Source organism: Alkalicoccus urumqiensis (assembly GCF_002993335.1).
GTDB lineage: Bacteria > Bacillota > Bacilli > Bacillales > Salisediminibacteriaceae > Alkalicoccus > Alkalicoccus urumqiensis.
This window is the reverse complement of record NZ_PVNS01000014.1, coordinates 41,237-62,854: the sequence shown is the minus strand read 5'-3', so window position 1 is coordinate 62,854 and position 21,618 is coordinate 41,237. Positions and strand designations below refer to the sequence as shown.

Genomic DNA, 21,618 nt, shown 5'->3' with positions numbered 1-21,618 from the left:
CCCCTTGATAGATGTAAATAACTTTGAATATATGAAAATCGGCCTTGCTTCCTCGGACAAGATCCGCTCTTGGTCCCGCGGAGAAGTGAAAAAGCCGGAAACAATCAACTACCGTACGCTGAAGCCGGAAAAAGACGGGCTGTTCTGTGAACGTATTTTCGGCCCGACAAAAGACTGGGAATGTCACTGCGGAAAATATAAGCGTGTACGCTATAAAGGTGTTGTCTGCGACCGGTGCGGCGTGGAAGTAACCCGTGCGAAGGTCCGCCGGGAGCGTATGGGGCACATTGAGCTTGCTGCCCCTGTCTCCCACATCTGGTACTTCAAAGGAATCCCGAGCCGGATGGGGCTTGTTCTCGACATGTCCCCCCGCTCGCTGGAAGAAGTAATTTACTTTGCTTCCTACGTCGTAACAGATGCAGGCGATACACCGCTGGAGCAGAAGCAGCTCCTGTCGGAAAAAGAGTACCGCAGCTACCGCGACAAGTACGGCCGTACTTTCTCGGCAGATATGGGTGCGGAAGCTATCCGCCGTCTGCTTGAGGAAATCGACCTCGACAAAGAAGCAAACATGCTGAAAGAAGAGCTCGAAACTGCCCAGGGGCAGCGCCGCACACGTGCGATCAAGCGCCTGGAAGTCATTGAAGCCTTCCGTCATTCCGATAACGATCCAAGCTGGATGGTCCTCGACGTACTTCCGGTTATTCCACCGGAACTGCGTCCGATGGTACAGCTCGACGGCGGCCGTTTTGCAACGTCCGACCTGAACGATCTGTACCGCCGTGTGATCAACCGGAACAACCGCTTAAAGCGTCTTCTCGATCTCGGTGCGCCGAGCATTATCGTACAGAACGAGAAGCGTATGCTTCAGGAAGCTGTCGATGCACTGATCGATAACGGCCGCCGTGGACGTCCGGTTACAGGACCGGGTAACCGTCCGCTGAAATCCCTTTCCCATATGCTGAAAGGTAAGCAGGGACGTTTCCGTCAGAACCTTCTGGGTAAGCGTGTCGACTATTCCGGTCGTTCCGTTATCGTCGTCGGGCCGAGCCTGAAGATGTATCAGTGCGGGCTGCCGAAGGAAATGGCACTTGAACTGTTCAAGCCATTCGTCATGAAGGAGCTTGTCAGCAAAGGCCTGGCGCACAACATCAAGAGCGCCAAGCGTAAGGTCGAGCGTGTTCATCCGGAAGTATGGGATGTACTTGAAGCCGTCATCCGGGAGCACCCGGTACTGCTGAACCGTGCACCGACACTTCACCGTCTCGGTATCCAGGCATTCGAACCGACGCTCGTGGAAGGCCGTGCGATTAAGCTTCACCCGCTCGTATGTACTGCCTACAACGCAGACTTTGACGGGGACCAGATGGCTGTCCACGTACCGCTTTCTGCAGAAGCACAGGCGGAATCCCGTCTCCTTATGCTTGCAGCACAGAATATCCTGAACCCGAAGGACGGCAAGCCGGTTGTTACACCTTCCCAGGATATGGTTCTCGGTAACTATTACCTGACGCTCGAGCGCGAAGGCGCTGTCGGCGAAGGCAACACTTTCAACAGCCCGGATGAAGTGCTCACGGCCTATCAGAACGGCTATGTGCACCTTCATACACGGATTGCTCTGCCGGTGAAATCGATCAACAAAGCCAATTTCCGCGAGGAGTATGCAGACCACCTGCTTCTCACAACGACCGGAAAGGTCATTTTCAACGAAATTCTGCCGAAGTCCTTCCCATATCTGAATGAACCGACGGCAGATAACCTGGAAATCGAAACACCGTCCCGCTATTTCGTGAAGCCGGATACGGACATTAAAAAGGAATTTGCAGAACGAGATCTTGTCCTTCCGTTCAAAAAAGGCTTCCTCGGCGATATCATTGCTGAAGTCTTTAAGAAGTTCAAGATTTCCGAAACATCTGTCATGCTTGATAAGATGAAGGATCTCGGTTTCTACTACTCCACGAAAGCCGGTATTACGATCGGTGTATCCGATATCGTCGTACTGAAGGACAAGCAGGAAATCCTCGATGACGCGGAAGAGCGTGTCGCCAAGATTTCCAAGCAGTTCCGCCGTGGTCTGATTACCGAAGAAGAGCGCTATGACAAGGTCATTGAAGTATGGAGCAGCGCCAAAGACGTAATCCAGGAGAAGCTTCTCGGCACCCTGGAGAAAACGAACCCGATCTTTATGATGAGTGATTCCGGAGCGCGTGGTAACGCATCCAACTTCACTCAGCTTGCGGGTATGCGTGGTCTGATGGCGAATCCATCCGGACGGATCATCGAGCTTCCGATCAAATCCAGTTTCCGTGAAGGTCTGACGGTACTCGAGTACTTCATCTCCACACACGGTGCGCGTAAAGGTCTTGCCGATACCGCACTGAAGACAGCCGATTCCGGGTATCTTACCCGCCGTCTCGTCGACGTGGCACAGGATGTTATCATCCGTGAAGAGGACTGCGGCACCGACCGCGGACTGGAAGTATCTGCGATTCAGGAAGGCTCCGAAGTCATTGAGCCGCTTTACGACCGCCTTGTCGGCCGTGCCTCCTTCCAGAACATCTATCATCCGGAAGACGGCAGACTGCTTGCTTCCCGTAATGAAGAGATCGATGAAGATACAGCGAAAGTGATTGAAGACGCCGGTGTCAAAACCGTTCTTATCCGTTCGGTCTTCACCTGTGACACCCGCCACGGTTCGTGTAAGAAGTGCTACGGCAGAAACCTTGCGACCGGTGCAGAAGTAGAAGTCGGCGAAGCAGTCGGCATCATTGCTGCCCAGTCCATCGGTGAGCCGGGTACACAGCTTACAATGCGTACATTCCACACAGGCGGTGTAGCAGGAGACGACATCACCCAGGGTCTTCCGCGTATTCAGGAAGTATTCGAAGCACGTAATCCGAAAGGTCAGGCTGTCATCGCGGAGATCGAAGGGAAAGTTTCCGACATCCGTGAAGGCGCCGACAAGAAAGAGATCGTCGTGCAGAATGCAATTGAAACACGGACGTATCCAACCCTTTACCAGGCCCGCCTGAAAGTAGATATCGGCGATGAAGTGAAGCCGGGACAGGAACTGACCGAAGGTTCCATCGACCCGAAAGAGCTCCTCACCGTATCCGGCGTGCAGGGTGTCCAGGAATACCTGCTGCGTGAAGTGCAGAAGGTATACCGGATGCAGGGTGTTGAAATCGGCGACAAGCACGTGGAAGTCATGGTCCGCCAGATGATGCGCAAAGTCCGTGTTATCGACGCCGGCGACACCGAAGTACTTCCGGGATCCCTTGTGGAGGTTCATCAGTTCAACGAAGTCAACCAGGACATCCTTATTAAAGGTGGACGTCCGGCGACAGGACTGCCGGTTCTTCTCGGGATCACGAAAGCGTCGCTTGAAACCGACTCCTTCCTTTCCGCTGCTTCCTTCCAGGAAACGACGCGTGTGCTTACAGACGCAGCCATCAAAGGTAAGCGCGATGAGCTTGTCGGCCTGAAGGAAAACGTCATTATCGGTAAGCTCGTACCTGCCGGAACCGGCATGCAGCGCTACCGCCAGATGCAGCACGTGGATAAGCATGAAGAAGATACAGAGGCACTCGAAGAAGTAACAGTGAGCGATCAGGAATAAGCGTCACCGGTCCGGGCCGCACATCCGCGGTCCGGAACCTTCCTGTTAAAACGTCATTTTTCTCAGAGAAGTGGTTGACACGCCCTGACCCCGGTGATACTATATCTAAGTGTGCCAAATACCTGATGCTTTGGAGGATGCAGATGTCTTATGAAAAAGTAGCCCAGGCAGCAGAAAAAGTTGTAGGCACAAAACAAACCTTAAAAGCACTGGAAAGCGAACAGGTTTCCGAGCTCGTCATTGCACGCGATGCGAGTTCGCAGGTAACTGCCAGGCCACTTGCAGCAGCGCAGGTGAAAGAGGTTCCCATTACGTATGTGGAATCGATGCAGAAACTGGGGAAAGCCTGCGGCATAGACGTTAACGCGGCAGTCGTAGCGATTAAAAAGTAAAAAAAGTTTTTGCTGGCTTAACAGCAAAGACTTTCCTTTTACCCATTTGTGAACCACCTGGACCAGTGGGCTTGTATGATTAAGTAAAGAAGGGAGGCACAACCGATGCCAACAATTAACCAATTGGTGAAAAAAGGACGTAAGTCCAAAATGCAGAAGTCAGACTCACCTGCTCTGAACAAAGGCTACAACAGCTACAAGAAGCGTCAGACAGATGAGGATTCTCCGCAGAAGCGCGGTGTCTGCACACGTGTCGGTACCATGACACCGAAGAAGCCGAACTCGGCCCTTCGTAAGTATGCGCGTGTACGTCTGACAAACCAGATCGAGGTAACTGCATACATTCCTGGTATTGGACACAACCTGCAGGAGCACAGTGTTGTTCTGATCCGTGGAGGCCGAGTAAAGGACCTTCCGGGTGTCCGCTACCACATCGTCCGCGGCGCGCTGGATACAGCAGGCGTTGAAGGACGGATGCAGAGCCGTTCCAAGTACGGTACAAAGCGACCGAAAAAATAATTGCTTTCTATTATAACTGAAAGGAGGGACCTTAATGCCTCGTAAAGGACCAGTAGCTCGCCGCGATGTATTAGCAGATCCTATCTATAAATCAAAGCTTGTGACACGCCTGATTAACCGTATCATGATCGACGGTAAGAAAGGTGTTGCACAGAAATCTCTTTATAACGCTTTTGACTTAGTCCGTGAGCGTTCCGGAAAGGATCCTCAGGAAGTATTTGAAGAAGCGCTGAAGAACATCATGCCGGTTCTGGAAGTAAAAGCACGCCGTGTCGGTGGTGCAAACTACCAGGTACCGATTGAAGTAAAGCCGGAGCGCCGTACAACACTCGGTCTCCGCTGGCTCGTAAACTACGCTCGTCTCCGTGGTGAAAAAACCATGGAAGAGCGTCTGGCAAACGAGATTCTGGATGCAGCAAACAACACAGGCGCAGCGGTTAAAAAGCGCGAAGAAACACACAAAATGGCAGAAGCCAACAAAGCGTTTGCCCACTACCGCTGGTAAGCCGTTTCTGTATGCCGTTATAAAGCAGATGCAGGCTGCATAAGCAGTCTGCGCTGCCCACATATCCCGAATCACAGGAAGGAGAAAGACACATGCCAAGAGAATTCTCCTTAGAAAAGACGCGTAACATTGGTATTATGGCGCACATCGATGCGGGTAAGACCACTGCTACAGAGCGTATTCTTTTCTATACAGGGCGTATTCACAAAATCGGTGAAACGCACGACGGTGGTTCCCAGATGGACTGGATGGAGCAGGAGCAGGAGCGTGGAATCACGATCACCTCTGCTGCAACAACCGCACAGTGGAACAACCACCGTATTAATATCATCGATACACCGGGTCACGTCGACTTCACCGTTGAAGTAGAACGTTCCCTGCGTGTACTTGACGGCGCTGTCGCTGTTCTGGACGCACAGTCCGGAGTAGAGCCACAGACAGAAACTGTCTGGCGTCAGGCGACAACGTACGGTGTACCGCGTATCGTATTCGTTAACAAAATGGATAAAATCGGAGCAGATTTCATCTACTCCCTTGGAACACTGAAAGACCGTCTCGGAGCGAACGCAGCAGCAGTACAGCTGCCGATTGGTGCAGAGGATGATTTCGAAGGTATTATCGACCTCATCGACATGCAGGCGTTCTTCTACATGGACGATCTCGGTACCCGCAGTGAAGCACGTGAAATTCCGGAAGAGTATAAAGCTCAGGCGGACGAGTACCGTGACAAGCTGATCGAATCTGTATCCGACCTCGATGAGGATCTGATGATGCAGTATCTCGAAGGAGAAGAAATCGACACGGACACGCTGAAAAAGGCGATCCGTACTGCTACGTGTAACGTTGAATTCTACCCGGTTCTATGCGGTTCCGCATTTAAGAACAAAGGTGTTCAGCTGCTGCTCGACTCAGTTATCGATTTCCTTCCGGCGCCGACAGACGTTGAAGCAATCAAAGGCCATATTCCAGGAACGGAAGAAGAAGTTGTCCGCAGATCGGATGACAAAGAACCGTTCTCTGCACTGGCGTTCAAGGTTGCAACAGATCCGTTTGTTGGTAAGCTGACATTCTTCCGGGTTTATTCCGGTACCGTTGACGCTGGTTCCTACGTGAAAAACTCGACGAAGGACAAGCGTGAGCGTATGGGTCGTATTCTTCAGATGCACGCCAACCACCGTGAAGAGATTCCTACCTGTTATGCAGGGGATATCGCAGCGGGTGTCGGCCTGAAGGACACGTCTACAGGGGACACTCTCTGTGATGAAAAGAATCTTGTTATTCTTGAGTCCATGGAATTCCCTGAGCCGGTTATCCACCTTTCCGTAGAGCCTGCTTCCAAAGCGGACCAGGACAAGATGGGTATGGCACTGGCAAAGCTTGCTGAAGAAGATCCAACATTCCGCACGCACACTGATGAAGAAACAGGACAGACAATTATCGGTGGTATGGGCGAGCTTCACCTCGACATCATCGTTGACCGTCTGAAGCGTGAATTCAAAGTAGGTGCAAATGTTGGTGCTCCACAGGTATCCTATCGTGAAACGATCCGCGAAGCGGCGAAGTGCGAAGGTAAATTCGTACGTCAGTCCGGTGGACGCGGTCAGTTCGGTCACGTATGGATCGAATTCTCCCCGAACGATGAAGGCGGCGGATTCGAATTTATCGACAACGTTGTCGGCGGTGTTGTTCCTCGTGAATACATCGGCTCCGTTGAACAGGGTGTAAGAGAATCCCTCGAAAACGGCCTGCTTGCAGGATATCCGATGGTAGACGTGAAAGCACGTCTGTACGATGGTTCCTACCACGATGTCGACTCCAACGAAATGGCCTTTAAAGTTGCTGCTTCCCTTGCACTGAAGGAAGCGAAGAACAAGTGTAAGCCTGTTCTTCTTGAGCCGGTCATGAAAGTGGAAGTTGTCGTACCTGAAGAGTATATGGGTGACATCATGGGTGACGTTACTTCCCGCCGTGGACGCGTGGAAGGTATGGAAGCCCGCGGTAACGCTCAGATCGTAAAAGCAATGGTTCCACTTGCAGAAATGTTCGGTTATGCGACATCCCTGCGTTCCAACACACAGGGCCGCGGACAGTACACGATGCACTTTGACCACTATGAAGAAGTACCGAAGAGTATTTCTGAAGAGATCGTAAAGAAAACATCCGGCGCGTAAGCGAAGGATTGTCACCGCAATAAATTTATTGTAAGCTGGGGAAGGTGATATCTTCACGGTACACCTTCTCCAAAGAAATAAAAAAACTTTAACTATATGTAAGGAGGATTTCGATCATGGGAAAAGAAAAATTTGATCGTTCCAAAACGCATGCCAACATTGGTACAATTGGACACGTAGACCACGGTAAAACAACACTGACTGCAGCAATCACACACGTTCTTCACAAGAACTCTGGTAAAGGTACTGCTATGGCGTACGACCAGATCGACGGAGCACCGGAAGAGCGCGAGCGTGGAATCACAATCTCTACTGCACACGTTGAGTATGAGACGGATTCCCGCCACTATGCACACGTAGACTGCCCAGGACACGCAGACTATGTTAAAAACATGATCACTGGTGCCGCACAGATGGACGGAGCTATCCTTGTAGTATCCGCAGCTGACGGCCCAATGCCACAGACTCGTGAGCACATCCTGCTCTCCCGTCAGGTTGGCGTACCTTCCATCGTTGTATTCCTGAACAAAACAGACCAGGTTGACGACGAAGAGCTTCTTGAGCTCGTAGAAATGGAAGTACGTGAGCTTCTGTCTGAGTACGACTTCCCTGGTGACGACATTCCAGTCGTTAAAGGTTCTGCACTTCTCGCTCTTGAAGGCAACGAAGAGCACGAGCAGGCAATCATCGACCTCATGCAGCAGGTTGACGAGTATATCCCAACACCGGACCGTGACAAGGACAAGCCTTTCATGATGCCTGTTGAGGACGTATTCTCCATCACAGGCCGTGGTACAGTTGCAACAGGCCGTGTTGAGCGTGGCCAGCTTAACGTTGGTGACGAAGTAGAAATCATCGGTCTTGCAGAGCAGTCCTCTAAGACGACTGTAACTGGTGTTGAGATGTTCCGTAAGCTTCTTGACTATGCAGAAGCAGGCGACAACATTGGTGCACTTCTTCGTGGTGTATCCCGCGACGACATCAACCGCGGTCAGGTACTTGCGAAGCCGGGCTCCATCACTCCACACACAAAGTTCAAAGCGGAAGTTTACGTTCTTTCTAAAGAAGAAGGTGGACGTCACACTCCATTCTTCACAAACTACCGCCCACAGTTCTACTTCCGTACTACGGACGTAACTGGTATCACTCAGCTTCCTGAAGGCGTAGAAATGGTTATGCCTGGGGACAACGTTGAGATGACTGTTGAACTCATCTCTCCAATCGCGATCGAAGAAGGAACTAAGTTCTCGATCCGTGAGGGTGGACGTACTGTAGGTGCCGGCGTCGTAGCTGACATCATGGAGTAATAGATCTGCCAAGAAGCCGTTCCGGATATTCCGGAGCGGCTTTTTTTATTGTTATGAAAATGAATAAGCGAGAGACGTGTTCCATGTACCGTTTGTTTCTGTTGATAGAGCTTCTCCGCTTTTCGGCAGAAGCTTGCCGTGGGCTTGTCTTCCAGCCGGGCGCTATTTGCACGGCTGCAGCGCATGAGCGGAGCCGGCCTTTGGTTTAAGGCGCAGGGCAGTGATCTTCTGGCATGCGCCGCGGCCGCGCGGAGCCATGCTTCTTCAATCGAAGCATTGTCCAGCTGCAGCGCCCACTCGCTCGAGGTTCCTTCACCCCTGCCGAAGAAAGCAAAGAGCAGCTTTCGTCGGCAGGGCCTCCAGGACTGGTCGCTCGTGACCAGGGCGCTTCCGCTTTTCGGGCGACTGCGCGTGATCCCACCGGCGTCTCTGCCGAACGCTCCGAAGTGTATTAGAATTAGGATGAAGAACAGATGATCCGTAGCAGGGTCGATGTCTATAAGGCAATACCGTTTCTTTTTTGCCTGCCGAAACCGGAAGCCGTTCCCTCCGGAACGCGCACGGCTGCAGGTGCAGGCAGGAAGCGGGAACCTATCCAACAAACCTCCCTTTTCTTTTAAGACCAGGCGGTTTCTGCTGGTTTTTTTGGTTATGAGAATGTATAAACCGGAGTCGTGTTCCATGTATGTACATCGAGGCCGGCAGCATTAAAAGTTTCGGTGCGAAACCAGATATTCCTATGGTGCGGCTGCTTCTCCTAACGAAGACATGCTCAGCATCAGGTGCAGGCAGAAAGCAGTAAACCATTCCATATACAGATTCTCGTATTCTTTTTCTTAGTAGTTTTCGTAGATGACGGTGCCTGGAAGCGGCAGTTTGATGTCATTCGAAAAACACCGGACCAGCATGGCTCGTTATCGGAACACCGCAGCCCTGTACCGGATCAGGATCGGCCTTCTCCGGACCAAGCGCATTCGATCGGAAGATCTCCGGCCCAAATTGGAACATGTGCCGTACCAAACCGGACCACCGACCGCCGGAACTCCGGGAGCCCCTCTGCTCCAAGCCGTGCCCCGCTCCCGTCAGATAGCGGGCGGTTGCTGTCTGGTTTTTAGTGCAGGGAGCGGAAAAATGGACCGCGATGGACTGCTTTATTGAAAATACCAATCCGCTGTATCAGCCTCGATGTCGAAAGGAACTCGCCAGCTTTCTGACGGATAAGAGCCGTCGTCGGTTCAGAGTGAGATCGCCACACCTGCGCATAAGATCGCCATAGTCGACCGAAAGACCGCCACGCGGCGAACGGAGACCGCCATGGAAAGGTTCGTTTCGGAACTCTCCGGCAGAGCGCTGTTTTCCCATGAAACCTGCTGCCTCCTAAACGCGTAGCACATTTGTGGAAAGGATGGGACGTTATGGATATACAGCAGTTTTACAGGAAGAAAGCAAAAACGCATCTGCTTCTTGCAGGAATCAGCACGGCGGGAAGCCTTATTCTTCTTGCAGCACTCTACATACTGAACTGGCCCTCGTTTCAATACTGGAACAGCCTGCTCTTCATTCCGGCAGGGATCCCCATCGCTCTCGGCATGTCTTTGGCTGCAAAAAGGCGGGCCGGACGGATTCAGCTGACAGTACCGGATACACCGGCCGTTTTCACAGAGCAGCGCCGGATGATTCTCGTGCCGTTCGTTCACTGGCTGAAGGAATATGTGTACTTCACGATGAAAGGAGAGGCCGTGGTACTCATCCGGGAGGACACCACCGGATTGAAAAAAGCAGGAACGTTTCTGCTGCATTTGATCGGTCTGCGGCGGTATCTGAGAAAGCGTCTTCTTGTCAGCAATCAGCAGGGTATCCTCTACCGCCTTTATAAGGATGCAGGTTGGAAGCAGCGGTATCATCTCTATGAAGAAGCGAGCGGAGAGGAGATCGGTTCCTACGATATGAACCTGTGGAATGTGAAGCGCCAGTACTCGACGCTGTATGATGGAGAGGGCCACAGGATCGGAGAAAACGAGGGCGGATTTACCGGAATTCACTTTCAGGTGCTCGACGAGGAAAAAGAGAAGTGTGTCGATATTAAGTTTGACGGGATACCGCTGGAAGCGATGAATCTGTTCGGCGGAGTGCGCGGGGATATCGTCACAGCGCGAAGAGATCTCGGCAGCCACACGCCGGTTTATCTGCTGGCGCCGCTCATTGTCGAGCTGCATTATACGAGAAGCTGATACATGAACATATTTCTATGGTAGAAACTCGATTCTCCCAAAAAGCCGGGGCGTGAAAAGACTGAAAATTATGCATCCGGAGGCAGTGGCACGGATTTTTATAAAACCCCTTGAAATCAGCGCGGGGAGCTTGTATACTATTCAAAGTGTGACCGTAGGAAAGCAAGAAAAGTTGTTGCGTATAGAGGCAAAACCCTGTATACTATTTAATGTTGGTCACAGATAAGGCTTTGATCTGAAAGGTTGCCGACACACCCGGCCCCTTTGCCATGGGCGGATGTGCGGGAGAATTTTCAGGGAGCAAGTCTATTTCCTTAAAATGGGCGAAAAAGGAGGTAATCAAATGGCAAAGCAAAAGATTCGTATTCGACTGAAGGCGTATGATCACCGCGTGCTGGATCAGTCCGCAGTAAAAATTGTGGAGACTGCAAAGCGCTCTGGTGCAGGGGTGGCCGGGCCGATCCCGCTTCCAACTGAACGTTCTGTATACACGGTCCTTCGTGCGGTACACAAGTACAAGGATGCTCGTGAGCAGTTCGAAATGCGCACACACAAGCGTCTGATCGATATTCTCGAGCCGACACCGCAGACAGTTGATGCGCTGATGCGTCTGGATCTTCCATCCGGCGTCGACATTGAAATTAAATTGTAAGCTGACTTTTTTCATATAGATTGAAACAAACTAATATTATTAAATAACAGGAGGTGTGACGGATGACCAAAGGAATCTTAGGCAAGAAACTCGGTATGACCCAGGTATTTACGGAGTCCGGTGAAGCAGTACCGGTAACAGTAATTCAGGCAGAGCCGAACGTTGTTCTTCAAAAGAAGACAGCAGAAGGTGAAGGCTACGAAGCTGTTCAGCTCGGTGCGTTTGACCAGAAGCCGGTCAGCCAGAACAAACCATCAAAAGGACATGCGGAGAAAGCTCAGACAGCTCCTAAGCGCTTCGTGAAGGAAATCCGCAACGCTGATGCAGCGGAACTGGAAGTTGGTCAGGAAGTCAAGGTAGATGTATTTGCAGAGGGAGACGCTGTAGACGTAACCGGAACCAGCAAAGGTAAAGGGTTCCAGGGTGCAATCAAGCGTCACAATCAGTCCCGCGGACCAATGACCCACGGTTCCCACTACCACCGTTCACCAGGTGCGATGGGCCCTGTTGACCCGAACCACGTTCGTCCAGGTAAACTTCTTCCAGGACGTATGGGCGGAGACACAGTTACAATCCAGAACCTTGAAGTTGTCAAAGTAGACACAGAACGCAACGTTCTTCTCGTAAAAGGAAACATTCCGGGTGCGAAGAAGAGTTATGTTACTGTACAGTCCGCAGTTAAAGCTGACTAATTTAACAGAGAAAGGAGGAGCCTCTCATGCCAAAAGTTACACTGTATAAACAGGATGGCTCACAGGCAGGCGATATCGAGCTTGCTGAAGGCGTATTTGGTATCGAACCAAACGAAAACGTAGTATATGAAGCTGTCATCATGCAGCAGGCGTCCCGCCGACAGGGTACGCATTCAACAAAGAACCGCTCTGAAGTCCGCGGCGGCGGCCAGAAGCCATGGCGTCAAAAAGGAACGGGCCGCGCACGTCACGGTTCCATCCGTTCCCCAATCTGGGTAGGCGGTGGTGTTGCATTCGGACCGACACCGCGCAATTACGGCTACAAGCTTCCTAAGAAGCAGCGCCGTCTGGCCCTGAAATCTGCTCTCTCTTCCAAGGTGAATGATGAAAACATCCGCGTTGTAGAAGAGCTGAGCCTCGAAGCTCCAAAAACGAAGGAAATGAAAGCAGTTCTTGCAGGTCTCTCTGCAGAAACAAAGACACTGATTGTGACAGCGGACGATAACGAAGCTGTTGCACTGTCTGCCCGTAACCTTCCAGGAGTAAAAACCCTGACAGCAGCGCAGGTGAATGTACTGGATATTCTCCATCACGAGAAGCTGGTCATCACTCAAGACGCTGTGAAGCAGGTAGAGGAGGTGCTTGCATAATGGCAAACGCACGCGATATTGTAAAGCGCCCGATTATCACGGAACGCTCTGCAGATCTGATGGGCGAGCGCAAGTTCACATTTGAAGTGGACCCGAAAGCGACAAAGCCACAGATTAAATCTGCAATTGAAGAGATCTTCGGCGTTACTGTTGAAGGTGTCAACACAATGAACTACAAAGGTAAGTTCAAGCGTTTCGGCCGCTACAGCGGATATACGCGCAAGCGCAAAAAAGCAATTGTACAGCTTACTGAAGACAGCAAAGACATTGAGTTCTTTGAAGAAGCATAAACGTTAAAAGCGAAGGAGGGAAAAGCTCATGGCAATCAAAAAGTATAAACCGACCACGAACGGCCGCCGCTTTATGACGTCGCTTGACTTTCAGGATCTGACAACAGACACTCCTGAAAAGTCCCTGCTTGCGCCGCTCTCGAAGAAGGCCGGCCGTAACAACCAGGGCCGCATCTCCGTGCGTCACCAGGGCGGTGGTCACAAGCGTCAATACCGCATCATTGATTTCAAGCGTGATAAAGATGGAATTCCAGGCCGCGTTGCTACGATCGAATACGATCCAAACCGTTCTGCGAACATCGCACTGATCAACTACGTTGACGGTGAGAAGCGCTACATTCTGGCTCCTAAAGGCCTGAAAGTCGGTCAGGAAATCATGTCCGGCAAGGATGCTGACATTAAACTTGGAAATGCACTTCAGCTGAAGGACATTCCAGTTGGTACAGTTATCCACAATATCGAGCTTCGTCCAGGAAAAGGTGGACAGCTGGTACGCTCTGCAGGTGCAGAAGCACAGGTTCTCGGACGCGAAGAAAAGTACGTTCTCGTACGTCTGCGCTCCGGTGAAACCCGCCTGATCCTCGGCACATGCCGTGCGACAGTCGGCCAGGTTGGAAACCTTGAGCACGAGCTTGTAACGATTGGTAAAGCGGGCCGTTCCCGCTGGATGAACCGTCGTCCAACTGTCCGTGGTTCCGTTATGAACCCAAGTGACCACCCACACGGTGGTGGTGAAGGACGCGCACCAATCGGACGTCCATCCCCAGTTTCTCCTTGGGGTCAGCCTACACTCGGCTACAAGACTCGTAACCGTAACAAAGAATCGAACAAATATATCGTTCGCCGCCGTAAAAAATAACGGGATTGTCCTACGGTTCTCGCTGAGAGCCGTAGCGCAGTCACGAAGGGAGGTACCATTATGGGCCGCAGCTTAAAAAAAGGACCATTCGTCGATGACCATCTCATGAAGAAAGTAGAAGCACAGGGAGACACAAGCAACAAAAAGGTTATCAAAACCTGGTCCCGTCGTTCTACCATCTTCCCGCAGTTTATCGGACACACGATTGCTGTTTACGATGGCCGTAAGCACGTACCAGTATACGTTCAGGAAGACATGGTCGGTCACAAGCTTGGTGAATTCGCACCAACGCGCACGTACAAAGGCCACGCGTCTGACGATAAGAAAACAAAACGCTAAGTAGAGAGGGGAGGTACAGATCATGGAAGCGAAAGCAGTTGCGAAACAAGTACGTATTGCACCTCGCAAAGCTCGTCTCGTTGTAGACCTTATCCGTGGGAAAGAGGTCGGCGAAGCGATCGCCATCCTGAATCACACACCGAAGAAAGCATCCCCTGTAGTGGAGAAGCTTTTGAATTCAGCCATTGCGAACGCAGAGCATAACTACGAAATGGAGCCGGACAGCCTCGTTGTCAGCGAAATCTTCGTAGATGAAGGTATGACACTTAAACGGTTCCGCCCAAGAGCACAGGGAAGCGCGAGCCGGATCAACAAACGTACGAGCCACATTACAGTTGTTCTAACAGAGAAGAAGGAGGGATAAGTGTGGGTCAAAAAATAAATCCTAACGGACTGCGGGTCGGCGTCATCCGCGACTGGGAATCCAAGTGGTTTGCCGATAAAGACTATGCTGAGCTGCTGCACGAAGACATTCATATTCGTGACTACCTGCAGAACCGCCTGAGCGAAGCTTCCGTTTCAACGATTGAAATTGAGCGTGCGGCAAATCGTGTGAACGTGACGATCTATACTGCCAAGCCGGGTATGGTTATCGGTAAAGGTGGTTCCGAAGTGGAAGCACTCCGCAAAGCACTCAACAAGCTTACTGGAAAACGGGTTCACATCAACATCAACGAAATCAAAAAGCCGGACATGGATGCAACACTGGTTTCTCAAAACATTGCACGACAGCTGGAAGCACGTATTTCTTTCCGCCGCGCAATGAAGCAGTCCATGCAGCGCACAATGCGCTCCGGTGCACAGGGTATTAAAACACAGGTTTCCGGCCGTCTCGGCGGAGCTGACATTGCACGTAATGAAACTTACAGCGAAGGAACTGTTCCACTTCACACACTTCGTGCTGACATCGAGTACGGTACTGCTGAAGCAGATACAACGTACGGTAAAATCGGCGTGAAGACTTGGATCTACAAGGGTGAAGTCCTTCCAACGAAAGGAACGCAGACAGAGGAAGGAGGAGAATAATCATGCTAATGCCTAAACGTGTGAAATACCGTCGTGAGCACCGCGGAAAGATGCGCGGAAGAGCGAAAGGCGGAACAGAAGTTTCATTCGGTGAATATGGTCTTCAGGCTGTTGAAGCATCCTGGATCACAAACCGTCAGATCGAAGCTGCACGTATCGCGATGACGCGTTACATGAAGCGTGGCGGTAAAGTATGGATTAAGATTTTCCCAGACAAGCCTTACACTGCAAAGCCGCTTGAAGTACGAATGGGTTCCGGTAAAGGTGCTCCTGAAGGCTGGGTGGCCGTTGTTAAGCCTGGGAAGGTAATGTTTGAAGTAGCAGGTGTATCAGAGGAAGTGGCTCGTGAAGCACTGCGTCTGGCATCTCACAAACTACCAATCCGCACGAAAGTAATTAAACGTGAAGAAGTGGGTGGTGACGCAAATGAAAGCTAATGAGATCCGCAGCCTTACCACTGCAGAAATCGAACAGAAGGCGACTTCGCTGAAGGAAGAGCTTTTCAACCTCCGCTTTCAGCTTGCGACTGGACAGCTAGACAATCCAGCCCGCATCCGCGAAGTGAAAAAAGCGATCGCACGTGCGAAAACAGTACTGCGCGAACGTGAACTCGGAATTACGAACGAATAGTCCTGAGAGGAGGTCTTACCGTGGCAGAACGAAATAATCGTAAGAGCTACGTCGGGCGTGTGACATCTGACAAGATGGATAAGACGATCACCGTCGTTGTTGAGACTTATAAGATGCACCCGCTTTACGGAAAGCGCGTTAAATATTCAAAGAAATTCAAGGCGCATGACGAAAACAACACTGCAAAGATGAATGACGTCGTCCGCATTATGGAGACTCGCCCACTGTCTAAAGATAAGCGATTCCGCCTTGTGGAAGTAGTAGAAGAGGCAGTCATTATCTAAAGCACATCTGTCTATTTGAAGGGAGGTAACGGAATCTATGATTCAACAGGAAAGCCGACTAAAAGTTGCTGATAACTCTGGAGCACGTGAAGTACTCTGCATTAAAGTGCTTGGTGGAACAGGCCGCAAAACGGCAAACATCGGAGACGTAATCGTCTGCACGGTAAAGCAGGCAACACCTGGTGGCGTTGTCAAGAAGGGTGAAGTTGTCCGTGCCGTAATCGTACGTTCCAAGAGCGGTGCGCGCCGTCAAGACGGTTCTTATATCAAGTTTGACGAAAACGCTGCTGTTATTGTACGGGACGACAAGAGCCCAAGAGGAACACGTATCTTCGGACCGGTTGCACGTGAACTCCGTGAAAACAAGTTCATGAAGATCGTTTCTCTTGCTCCTGAAGTACTGTAATACCGATATAGAACGGAAACAATCGAGTAAAGAGGAGGTGCCCTCATGTCCCAAGTGAAACTGCACGTGAAAAAAGGAGACAACGTTAAAATTATCTCCGGCAAGGATAAAGGCAAGGAAGGAAAAGTCCTAGCTGCCTTCCCATCCAAGTCCCGCGTACTCGTGGAAGGCGTAAACATGGTAAAGAAGCATGCAAAGCCATCCCAGGCGAATCCGCAAGGCGGAATTCTTAACCAGGAAGCGCCGGTTCACGTTTCCAACGTGATGGTGATCGACCCATCTACAAATGAGCCGACACGCGTTGGATTCAAGACAGAAGACGGTAAAAAAGTTCGCATTGCAAAAAAATCCGGCGAAGCGCTGGACAAGTAATAAGACTGCTGCTGAAAGGAGGTTCACTCAATGAGTCGTCTCAAAGAAAGATACAATCAGGAGATCACTCCTGCGCTGAAAGATAAATTCAACTACTCTTCCGTTATGGAAGTGCCTGGAATTGAAAAAATCGTTGTTAACATGGGTGTCGGTGACGCTGTACAAAACTCCAAAGTGCTGGATACAGCAGTAGAGGAGCTCACACAGATCACTGGTCAAAAGCCCCTTGTAACGAAAGCGAAAAAATCCATCGCAGGATTTAAAGTCCGTGAAGGTATGCCGATCGGCGCGAAAGTAACACTGCGCGGCGAGCGTATGTACGACTTCCTGGACAAGCTGATCGCGGTTTCCCTTCCGCGTGTACGTGACTTCCGCGGAGTTTCCAACAAGGCGTTCGACGGCCGTGGAAACTACACACTCGGTGTCCGTGAACAGCTCATCTTCCCAGAGATCAACTACGATAACGTAGACAAGGTCCGCGGAATGGATATTGTTGTAGTAACTACTGCGAACACTGACGAAGAAGCACGCGAGCTTCTAACGCAGTTTGGAATGCCGTTCCAGAAATAAAAACTCTGACAAAAGAGAGGAGTGAAGACCTTGGCAAAGAAATCAATGGTCGCTAAACAGAAGCGTACGAAGAAGTTTGCGGTACAGGAGTACACTCGCTGCGAACGCTGTGGCCGCCCTCACAGTGTCCTGCGTAAGTTCAAGCTCTGCCGTATCTGCTTCCGCGAACTTGCTCACAAAGGTCAAATTCCGGGCGTCAAAAAAGCCAGCTGGTAAAACCCCGTTAACAGGAAGGAGGTAACTACGATGACCATGACAGATCCTATTTCTGATATGCTGACCCGTATCCGCAATGCGAATATGGTGCGTCACACAAGCCTGGAACTCCCGGCTTCAAATATCAAAAAAGAAATCGCGGACATCCTCAAGCGCGAGGGTTTCATCCGTGATTATGAAGCAATTGAAGACGACAAGCAGGGCGTACTTCGTATTTTCCTTAAGTATGGTGCGAACAACGAAAAAGTTATCACCGGTCTTAAGAAAATCAGTAAGCCAGGCCTGCGCGTCTACGCGAAATCCGATGAAGTACCACGCGTACTCGGCGGACTCGGTATTGCAATCATCTCGTCCTCCAGTGGCGTGATTACAGATAAAGAAGCCCGCCAGAAGAAAGTCGGCGGCGAAGTTATCGCATACGTTTGGTAATAAAACACGTAAAAGAACGGAGGTGTCACTATGTCCCGTATTGGACTCAAGCCAATTGAAATTCCATCCGGAGTGGAAGTGAAGCTCAACGGCACAAACGTCGTGGTCAAAGGACCAAAAGGCGAGCTTACACGCAACCTGCACCCGGACATGAAAGTAAACATTGAAGATAACGTCATCACAGTTGAGCGTCCTTCCGATCACAAGGAGCACCGCTCCCTGCACGGTACGACACGCAGCGTACTGAACAACATGATCGAAGGAGTTTCCAAAGGTTTCGAAAAGAAACTGGAACTGGTCGGTGTCGGTTACCGTGCTCAGAAGACCGGTAAAAAGGTCGTCCTGAACGTAGGTCTGTCCCACCCGGTTGAATTCGAAGAGGGAAACAACCTCGAGCTCGAAGTACCTTCAAACACACAGATTACCGTTAAAGGTATTGATAAAGAGGCAGTTGGAGCACTTGCTTCCGACATCCGCGCCGTACGTATTCCTGAGCCTTACAAAGGAAAAGGAATCCGCTACGAAGGTGAGTATGTACGCCGTAAAGAAGGTAAAACAGGGAAATAAACCCTAAATCAACGGAAAGAAAGGAATGACGTTCGATGATCTCGAAGACTGCTAAGAACGCCGTGCGCAAGAAGCGTCACGCTCACGTTCGCCGCACGATCACCGGTACTGCTGAACGTCCCCGTCTGAATGTTTTCCGTTCGAACAAGCACATTTACGCGCAGCTGATCGATGACACTGCCGGTGTTACGATCGCAGGCGCGTCCAGCCTGGACGACGAACTGAAGAACATTGAGAACGGCGGAAATAAGGAAGCTGCACGCAAAGTCGGCGAACTCGTTGCCAAGCGTGCGCTCGAGCAGAATAAAGAGACTGTAGTATTCGACCGTGGAGGCTATCTCTACCACGGACGTGTGCAGGAACTCGCAGACGGCGCCCGTGAAGCTGGACTGAAGTTTTAATCTAAAGCATAAAGGAGGGAAACACTTTGCGTATTGATGCAAGCAAACTTGAAATTGAAGAGAGAGTTGTGACAGTCAACCGCGTAGCGAAAGTTGTAAAAGGTGGACGTCGTTTCCGCTTTGCAGCACTCGTTGTTGTCGGTGACAAAAACGGTCACGTCGGCTTTGGTATGGGTAAAGCACTGGAAGTACCAGAAGCAATCCGCAAGGCAATTGAGGATGGCAAGAAGAACCTGATCAAGGTTCCAATGCAGGGTACAACAATTCCTCACCTGATCACCGGCGAATTCGGTGCAGGAAGCGTACTGCTGAAGCCTGCTTCTGAAGGTACTGGAGTTATCGCAGGCGGACCTGTCCGTGCGGTACTTGAGCTTGCCGGTGTCGGCGACATCCTTTCCAAGTCCCTCGGTTCCAACAATCCGATCAACATGGTTCGTGCGACACTTCAGGGACTTGAAAATCTCAAGCGTCCGGAAGACGTAGCAAAACTACGCGGCAAATCAGTCGAAGAGCTGCTAGGTTAAGGAGGGAATCGACATGGCAAAGAAATTGGAAATTACCCTCAGACGCAGCCTGATCGGACGTCCGGAAGAGCAGCGCGTTACGGTGAAAACACTCGGCCTAGGCAAAGTGAACAGCACCGTCGTGCAGCAGGACAACGAGGCGATGCGTGGAATGGTAAACAAAGTACAACATCTCGTTGATGTAAAAGAAATCGACGCATAAATAAGAAATAAACGCTGAGGAGGTGTCATTATGCAACTTCATGAACTCAAGCCTGCAGCTGGTTCCCGTAAAACGCGCAACCGTGTCGGTCGCGGTGTAGGATCCGGGAACGGTAAAACTGCCGGACGCGGTACAAAAGGTCAAAAGGCCCGTGCCGGCGGCGGTGTACGTCCAGGATTCGAAGGTGGACAGATGCCTATCTTCCGTCGTCTTCCAAAGCGTGGCTTCCAGAACCCGAATCGTGTTGAATACGCGGTGGTAAACCTGGAAACGCTGAACCGCTTTGACGAAGGCACAGAAGTAACACCTGCGCTTCTCGTAGAATCCGGTGTCGTGAAGAACGAGAAGGACGGAATCAAAATTCTCGGGAACGGCTCTCTGGATCGAAAGCTGACAGTAAAAGCAGCTAAATTCTCTGCATCTGCAAAGGATGCAATTGAGGCGGCCGGCGGTACAGCCGAGGTGCTGTAATGTTCCGGACAGTCTCCGATATCTTTCGAGTGGGTGATCTACGGAGGAAAATCCTCTTCACCCTGGCGATACTGATCGTCTTTCGAATCGGTGCCCACATCCCCGCTCCCGGAGTTGATGCATCCGTGCTGGACTTCGGCGGGGACATGAACGCCTTTGGCTTTTTGAACGCCTTTGGCGGCGGCGCCCTCGAGAACTTCTCGATTTTTGCGACAGGAATAATGCCCTACATTACAGCATCCATTATCGTGCAGCTCATGAAGATGGATGTTGTTCCCAAGTTTGCCGAGTGGTCTCGGCAGGGGGAAGCAGGTCGCAGAAAGCTGGCACAAGTAACAAGATACGGAACGATTGTGATCGCGTTCGTGCAGGCCCTTGGGATGTCCATCGGTTTTAACAGTCTCTTTCCAAACCTGGTGCCCAATCCAACCACAGCAACGTACCTCCTGATCGCGCTGACGCTGACAGGCGGAACTGCGTTTCTGTTATGGCTGGGTGAATCCATTACGGAAAAAGGCGTCGGGAACGGGATTTCAATTCTGATCTTTGCTGGGATTGCTGCTGGGATTCCGAATGGAGTTAACCAAATTTATGTAACTCAATTCGAAGGCGCAGGAGATGCCTTATTTATTAACATCGTTGCTGTGCTGCTCATTGCAGCGGCGCTGCTGGCGATCGTTGTAGGAGTTATTTTTGTTCAGCAGGCCCTGAGAAAAATACCTGTTCAGTATGCAAAGCGGCTGGTCGATGGAAAGCAGCAGGAAGGGCAGACGTCCCATCTGCCGCTCAAGGTGAATTCGGCCGGGGTTATCCCAGTCATTTTCGCTATGTCTCTTTTCATTTTTCCGCCGACTGTCGCCGGATTTTTCGGAGATTCAAGCGGAATAGCCGGATGGATCCAGCGCAGCTTTGACTATACGCAGCCGTTTGGGATGGTCGTTTTCGCCCTTCTCATCGTCGGCTTCACGTATTTCTATACGTTTGTGCAGGTGAATCCGGAGCAGATGGCAGACAACCTGAAAAAGCAGGGCGGCTATATTCCTGGAATTCGTCCCGGAAAGGCAACGCAGGACCACATCACGACAATCCTCTATCGTTTGACTTTCGTCGGGGCTTTATTCCTGGCAGTGGTTTCGATCCTGCCGGTGTTCTTCAATCAGGCAGCTGGTCTGCCTCAGAGTGTGCAGCTCGGAGGAACCGGGCTTCTCATCGTCGTAAACGTCGCACTCGATACGATGAAACAGATCGAAAGTCAGCTGATCCGCCGCTCCTATAAAGGCTTTTTAAAGTAGAA

Annotated in this window: 29 protein-coding genes; all 29 read left to right on the top strand. The window is 51.0% G+C overall.

All coding sequences use genetic code 11. The features are described 5' to 3' along the window. Positions 1–4: 4 nt before the first annotated feature. The 29 genes from rpoC to secY all read left to right on the top strand — a co-directional run bounded on the left by rpoC (position 5) and on the right by secY (position 21,616). Positions 5–3,619, top strand: coding sequence for a DNA-directed RNA polymerase subunit beta' (gene rpoC, locus C6I21_RS14030; protein ID WP_105960107.1), 3,615 nt, complete (start codon positions 5–7; stop codon positions 3,617–3,619). A gap of 143 nt (positions 3,620–3,762) precedes the next feature. After that, positions 3,763–4,011, top strand: coding sequence for a 50S ribosomal protein L7ae-like protein (locus C6I21_RS14025; protein ID WP_105960106.1), 249 nt, complete (start codon positions 3,763–3,765; stop codon positions 4,009–4,011). A gap of 105 nt (positions 4,012–4,116) precedes the next feature. Next, a complete protein-coding gene (gene rpsL, locus C6I21_RS14020; protein WP_105960105.1) occupies positions 4,117–4,530 on the top strand; it encodes a 30S ribosomal protein S12 in 414 nt (137 codons plus the stop codon). A 34-nt stretch (positions 4,531–4,564) separates the two neighbouring features. After that, complete coding sequence (gene rpsG, locus C6I21_RS14015; protein WP_105960104.1) at positions 4,565–5,035, top strand: 30S ribosomal protein S7; 471 nt, start codon at positions 4,565–4,567, stop codon at positions 5,033–5,035. 92 nt (positions 5,036–5,127) lie between these two features. After that, the gene (gene fusA, locus C6I21_RS14010; protein WP_105960103.1) at positions 5,128–7,206 is read left to right on the top strand and encodes an elongation factor G; all 2,079 of its coding nucleotides are present in this window, start codon (positions 5,128–5,130) and stop codon (positions 7,204–7,206) included. A gap of 116 nt (positions 7,207–7,322) precedes the next feature. Continuing rightward, complete coding sequence (tuf, locus tag C6I21_RS14005; RefSeq protein ID WP_105960102.1) at positions 7,323–8,513, top strand: elongation factor Tu; 1,191 nt, start codon at positions 7,323–7,325, stop codon at positions 8,511–8,513. A 1,415-nt stretch (positions 8,514–9,928) separates the two neighbouring features. Beyond that, positions 9,929–10,744: a hypothetical protein gene (locus C6I21_RS14000; RefSeq protein WP_105960101.1), complete on the top strand. Its 816-nt coding sequence runs from the start codon at positions 9,929–9,931 to the stop codon at positions 10,742–10,744. Between the two features lie 343 nt (positions 10,745–11,087). Beyond that, complete coding sequence (rpsJ, locus tag C6I21_RS13995; protein WP_142393270.1) at positions 11,088–11,396, top strand: 30S ribosomal protein S10; 309 nt, start codon at positions 11,088–11,090, stop codon at positions 11,394–11,396. A gap of 62 nt (positions 11,397–11,458) precedes the next feature. Further along, positions 11,459–12,088: a 50S ribosomal protein L3 gene (gene rplC, locus C6I21_RS13990; RefSeq protein ID WP_105960099.1), complete on the top strand. Its 630-nt coding sequence runs from the start codon at positions 11,459–11,461 to the stop codon at positions 12,086–12,088. A gap of 26 nt (positions 12,089–12,114) precedes the next feature. Then, positions 12,115–12,738 (top strand): 50S ribosomal protein L4, encoded by a 624-nt coding sequence (rplD, locus tag C6I21_RS13985; protein ID WP_105960098.1) that lies wholly within the window; start codon positions 12,115–12,117, stop codon positions 12,736–12,738. Next, on the top strand, positions 12,738–13,028 hold the full coding sequence (rplW, locus tag C6I21_RS13980; RefSeq protein WP_105960097.1) for a 50S ribosomal protein L23: 291 nt from the start codon (positions 12,738–12,740) through the stop codon (positions 13,026–13,028). Before rplD ends, rplW begins: the two co-directional genes overlap by 1 nt. A gap of 28 nt (positions 13,029–13,056) precedes the next feature. Then, on the top strand, positions 13,057–13,887 hold the full coding sequence (gene rplB, locus C6I21_RS13975; RefSeq protein WP_105960096.1) for a 50S ribosomal protein L2: 831 nt from the start codon (positions 13,057–13,059) through the stop codon (positions 13,885–13,887). A gap of 60 nt (positions 13,888–13,947) precedes the next feature. Continuing rightward, positions 13,948–14,226 (top strand): 30S ribosomal protein S19, encoded by a 279-nt coding sequence (gene rpsS / locus C6I21_RS13970; RefSeq protein ID WP_105960095.1) that lies wholly within the window; start codon positions 13,948–13,950, stop codon positions 14,224–14,226. A 22-nt stretch (positions 14,227–14,248) separates the two neighbouring features. After that, positions 14,249–14,590, top strand: coding sequence for a 50S ribosomal protein L22 (rplV, locus tag C6I21_RS13965; RefSeq protein WP_105960094.1), 342 nt, complete (start codon positions 14,249–14,251; stop codon positions 14,588–14,590). 2 nt (positions 14,591–14,592) lie between these two features. Further along, complete coding sequence (gene rpsC / locus C6I21_RS13960) at positions 14,593–15,252, top strand: 30S ribosomal protein S3 (protein WP_105960093.1); 660 nt, start codon at positions 14,593–14,595, stop codon at positions 15,250–15,252. Between the two features lie 2 nt (positions 15,253–15,254). Further along, positions 15,255–15,689 carry a 50S ribosomal protein L16 gene (rplP, locus tag C6I21_RS13955; protein ID WP_105960092.1) on the top strand — a complete coding sequence of 145 codons (435 nt, stop codon included), beginning with the start codon at positions 15,255–15,257 and terminating at the stop codon, positions 15,687–15,689. Continuing rightward, positions 15,679–15,882, top strand: coding sequence for a 50S ribosomal protein L29 (gene rpmC / locus C6I21_RS13950; protein ID WP_105960091.1), 204 nt, complete (start codon positions 15,679–15,681; stop codon positions 15,880–15,882). The genes rplP and rpmC overlap by 11 nt, the downstream gene beginning before the upstream one ends. A gap of 20 nt (positions 15,883–15,902) precedes the next feature. After that, positions 15,903–16,166 (top strand): 30S ribosomal protein S17, encoded by a 264-nt coding sequence (rpsQ, locus tag C6I21_RS13945; RefSeq protein WP_105960090.1) that lies wholly within the window; start codon positions 15,903–15,905, stop codon positions 16,164–16,166. A gap of 37 nt (positions 16,167–16,203) precedes the next feature. After that, complete coding sequence (gene rplN / locus C6I21_RS13940) at positions 16,204–16,572, top strand: 50S ribosomal protein L14 (RefSeq protein ID WP_105960089.1); 369 nt, start codon at positions 16,204–16,206, stop codon at positions 16,570–16,572. A gap of 60 nt (positions 16,573–16,632) precedes the next feature. Beyond that, positions 16,633–16,944, top strand: coding sequence for a 50S ribosomal protein L24 (rplX, locus tag C6I21_RS13935; RefSeq protein WP_105960137.1), 312 nt, complete (start codon positions 16,633–16,635; stop codon positions 16,942–16,944). Positions 16,945–16,974: 30 nt separating this feature from the next. Beyond that, the gene (rplE, locus tag C6I21_RS13930; protein WP_105960088.1) at positions 16,975–17,514 is read left to right on the top strand and encodes a 50S ribosomal protein L5; all 540 of its coding nucleotides are present in this window, start codon (positions 16,975–16,977) and stop codon (positions 17,512–17,514) included. A 30-nt stretch (positions 17,515–17,544) separates the two neighbouring features. Continuing rightward, positions 17,545–17,730 carry a type Z 30S ribosomal protein S14 gene (locus tag C6I21_RS13925; RefSeq protein WP_105960087.1) on the top strand — a complete coding sequence of 62 codons (186 nt, stop codon included), beginning with the start codon at positions 17,545–17,547 and terminating at the stop codon, positions 17,728–17,730. Positions 17,731–17,760: 30 nt separating this feature from the next. Next, positions 17,761–18,159: a 30S ribosomal protein S8 gene (rpsH, locus tag C6I21_RS13920; RefSeq protein WP_105960086.1), complete on the top strand. Its 399-nt coding sequence runs from the start codon at positions 17,761–17,763 to the stop codon at positions 18,157–18,159. 30 nt (positions 18,160–18,189) lie between these two features. Continuing rightward, complete coding sequence (rplF, locus tag C6I21_RS13915) at positions 18,190–18,726, top strand: 50S ribosomal protein L6 (protein ID WP_105960085.1); 537 nt, start codon at positions 18,190–18,192, stop codon at positions 18,724–18,726. 35 nt (positions 18,727–18,761) lie between these two features. Next, a complete protein-coding gene (gene rplR, locus C6I21_RS13910; protein WP_105960084.1) occupies positions 18,762–19,127 on the top strand; it encodes a 50S ribosomal protein L18 in 366 nt (121 codons plus the stop codon). A gap of 26 nt (positions 19,128–19,153) precedes the next feature. Beyond that, positions 19,154–19,651: a 30S ribosomal protein S5 gene (gene rpsE, locus C6I21_RS13905; protein WP_105960083.1), complete on the top strand. Its 498-nt coding sequence runs from the start codon at positions 19,154–19,156 to the stop codon at positions 19,649–19,651. Between the two features lie 13 nt (positions 19,652–19,664). Continuing rightward, positions 19,665–19,853: a 50S ribosomal protein L30 gene (gene rpmD / locus C6I21_RS13900; RefSeq protein WP_105960082.1), complete on the top strand. Its 189-nt coding sequence runs from the start codon at positions 19,665–19,667 to the stop codon at positions 19,851–19,853. Positions 19,854–19,883: 30 nt separating this feature from the next. Then, positions 19,884–20,324 (top strand): 50S ribosomal protein L15, encoded by a 441-nt coding sequence (rplO, locus tag C6I21_RS13895; protein ID WP_105960081.1) that lies wholly within the window; start codon positions 19,884–19,886, stop codon positions 20,322–20,324. Continuing rightward, positions 20,324–21,616: a preprotein translocase subunit SecY gene (gene secY / locus C6I21_RS13890; protein ID WP_105960080.1), complete on the top strand. Its 1,293-nt coding sequence runs from the start codon at positions 20,324–20,326 to the stop codon at positions 21,614–21,616. The genes rplO and secY overlap by 1 nt, the downstream gene beginning before the upstream one ends. Positions 21,617–21,618 lie beyond the last annotated feature (2 nt).

What these genes read in the sequence shown, in the direction of transcription:
- C6I21_RS14025 (WP_105960106.1), top strand. Translation starts at nt 3,763, where the DNA reads ATGTCTTATGAAAAAGTAGCCCAGGCAGCAGAAAAAGTTGTAGGCACA.
- rpsL (WP_105960105.1), top strand. Translation starts at nt 4,117, where the DNA reads ATGCCAACAATTAACCAATTGGTGAAAAAAGGACGTAAGTCCAAAATG.
- rpsG (WP_105960104.1), top strand. Translation starts at nt 4,565, where the DNA reads ATGCCTCGTAAAGGACCAGTAGCTCGCCGCGATGTATTAGCAGATCCT.
- fusA (WP_105960103.1), top strand. Translation starts at nt 5,128, where the DNA reads ATGCCAAGAGAATTCTCCTTAGAAAAGACGCGTAACATTGGTATTATG.
- tuf (WP_105960102.1), top strand. Translation starts at nt 7,323, where the DNA reads ATGGGAAAAGAAAAATTTGATCGTTCCAAAACGCATGCCAACATTGGT.
- C6I21_RS14000 (WP_105960101.1), top strand. Translation starts at nt 9,929, where the DNA reads ATGGATATACAGCAGTTTTACAGGAAGAAAGCAAAAACGCATCTGCTT.
- rpsJ (WP_142393270.1), top strand. Translation starts at nt 11,088, where the DNA reads ATGGCAAAGCAAAAGATTCGTATTCGACTGAAGGCGTATGATCACCGC.
- rplC (WP_105960099.1), top strand. Translation starts at nt 11,459, where the DNA reads ATGACCAAAGGAATCTTAGGCAAGAAACTCGGTATGACCCAGGTATTT.
- rplD (WP_105960098.1), top strand. Translation starts at nt 12,115, where the DNA reads ATGCCAAAAGTTACACTGTATAAACAGGATGGCTCACAGGCAGGCGAT.
- rplW (WP_105960097.1), top strand. Translation starts at nt 12,738, where the DNA reads ATGGCAAACGCACGCGATATTGTAAAGCGCCCGATTATCACGGAACGC.
- rplB (WP_105960096.1), top strand. Translation starts at nt 13,057, where the DNA reads ATGGCAATCAAAAAGTATAAACCGACCACGAACGGCCGCCGCTTTATG.
- rpsS (WP_105960095.1), top strand. Translation starts at nt 13,948, where the DNA reads ATGGGCCGCAGCTTAAAAAAAGGACCATTCGTCGATGACCATCTCATG.
- rplV (WP_105960094.1), top strand. Translation starts at nt 14,249, where the DNA reads ATGGAAGCGAAAGCAGTTGCGAAACAAGTACGTATTGCACCTCGCAAA.
- rplP (WP_105960092.1), top strand. Translation starts at nt 15,255, where the DNA reads ATGCTAATGCCTAAACGTGTGAAATACCGTCGTGAGCACCGCGGAAAG.
- rpmC (WP_105960091.1), top strand. Translation starts at nt 15,679, where the DNA reads ATGAAAGCTAATGAGATCCGCAGCCTTACCACTGCAGAAATCGAACAG.
- rplN (WP_105960089.1), top strand. Translation starts at nt 16,204, where the DNA reads ATGATTCAACAGGAAAGCCGACTAAAAGTTGCTGATAACTCTGGAGCA.
- rplE (WP_105960088.1), top strand. Translation starts at nt 16,975, where the DNA reads ATGAGTCGTCTCAAAGAAAGATACAATCAGGAGATCACTCCTGCGCTG.
- rpsH (WP_105960086.1), top strand. Translation starts at nt 17,761, where the DNA reads ATGACCATGACAGATCCTATTTCTGATATGCTGACCCGTATCCGCAAT.
- rplF (WP_105960085.1), top strand. Translation starts at nt 18,190, where the DNA reads ATGTCCCGTATTGGACTCAAGCCAATTGAAATTCCATCCGGAGTGGAA.
- rplR (WP_105960084.1), top strand. Translation starts at nt 18,762, where the DNA reads ATGATCTCGAAGACTGCTAAGAACGCCGTGCGCAAGAAGCGTCACGCT.
- rpmD (WP_105960082.1), top strand. Translation starts at nt 19,665, where the DNA reads ATGGCAAAGAAATTGGAAATTACCCTCAGACGCAGCCTGATCGGACGT.
- rplO (WP_105960081.1), top strand. Translation starts at nt 19,884, where the DNA reads ATGCAACTTCATGAACTCAAGCCTGCAGCTGGTTCCCGTAAAACGCGC.
- secY (WP_105960080.1), top strand. Translation starts at nt 20,324, where the DNA reads ATGTTCCGGACAGTCTCCGATATCTTTCGAGTGGGTGATCTACGGAGG.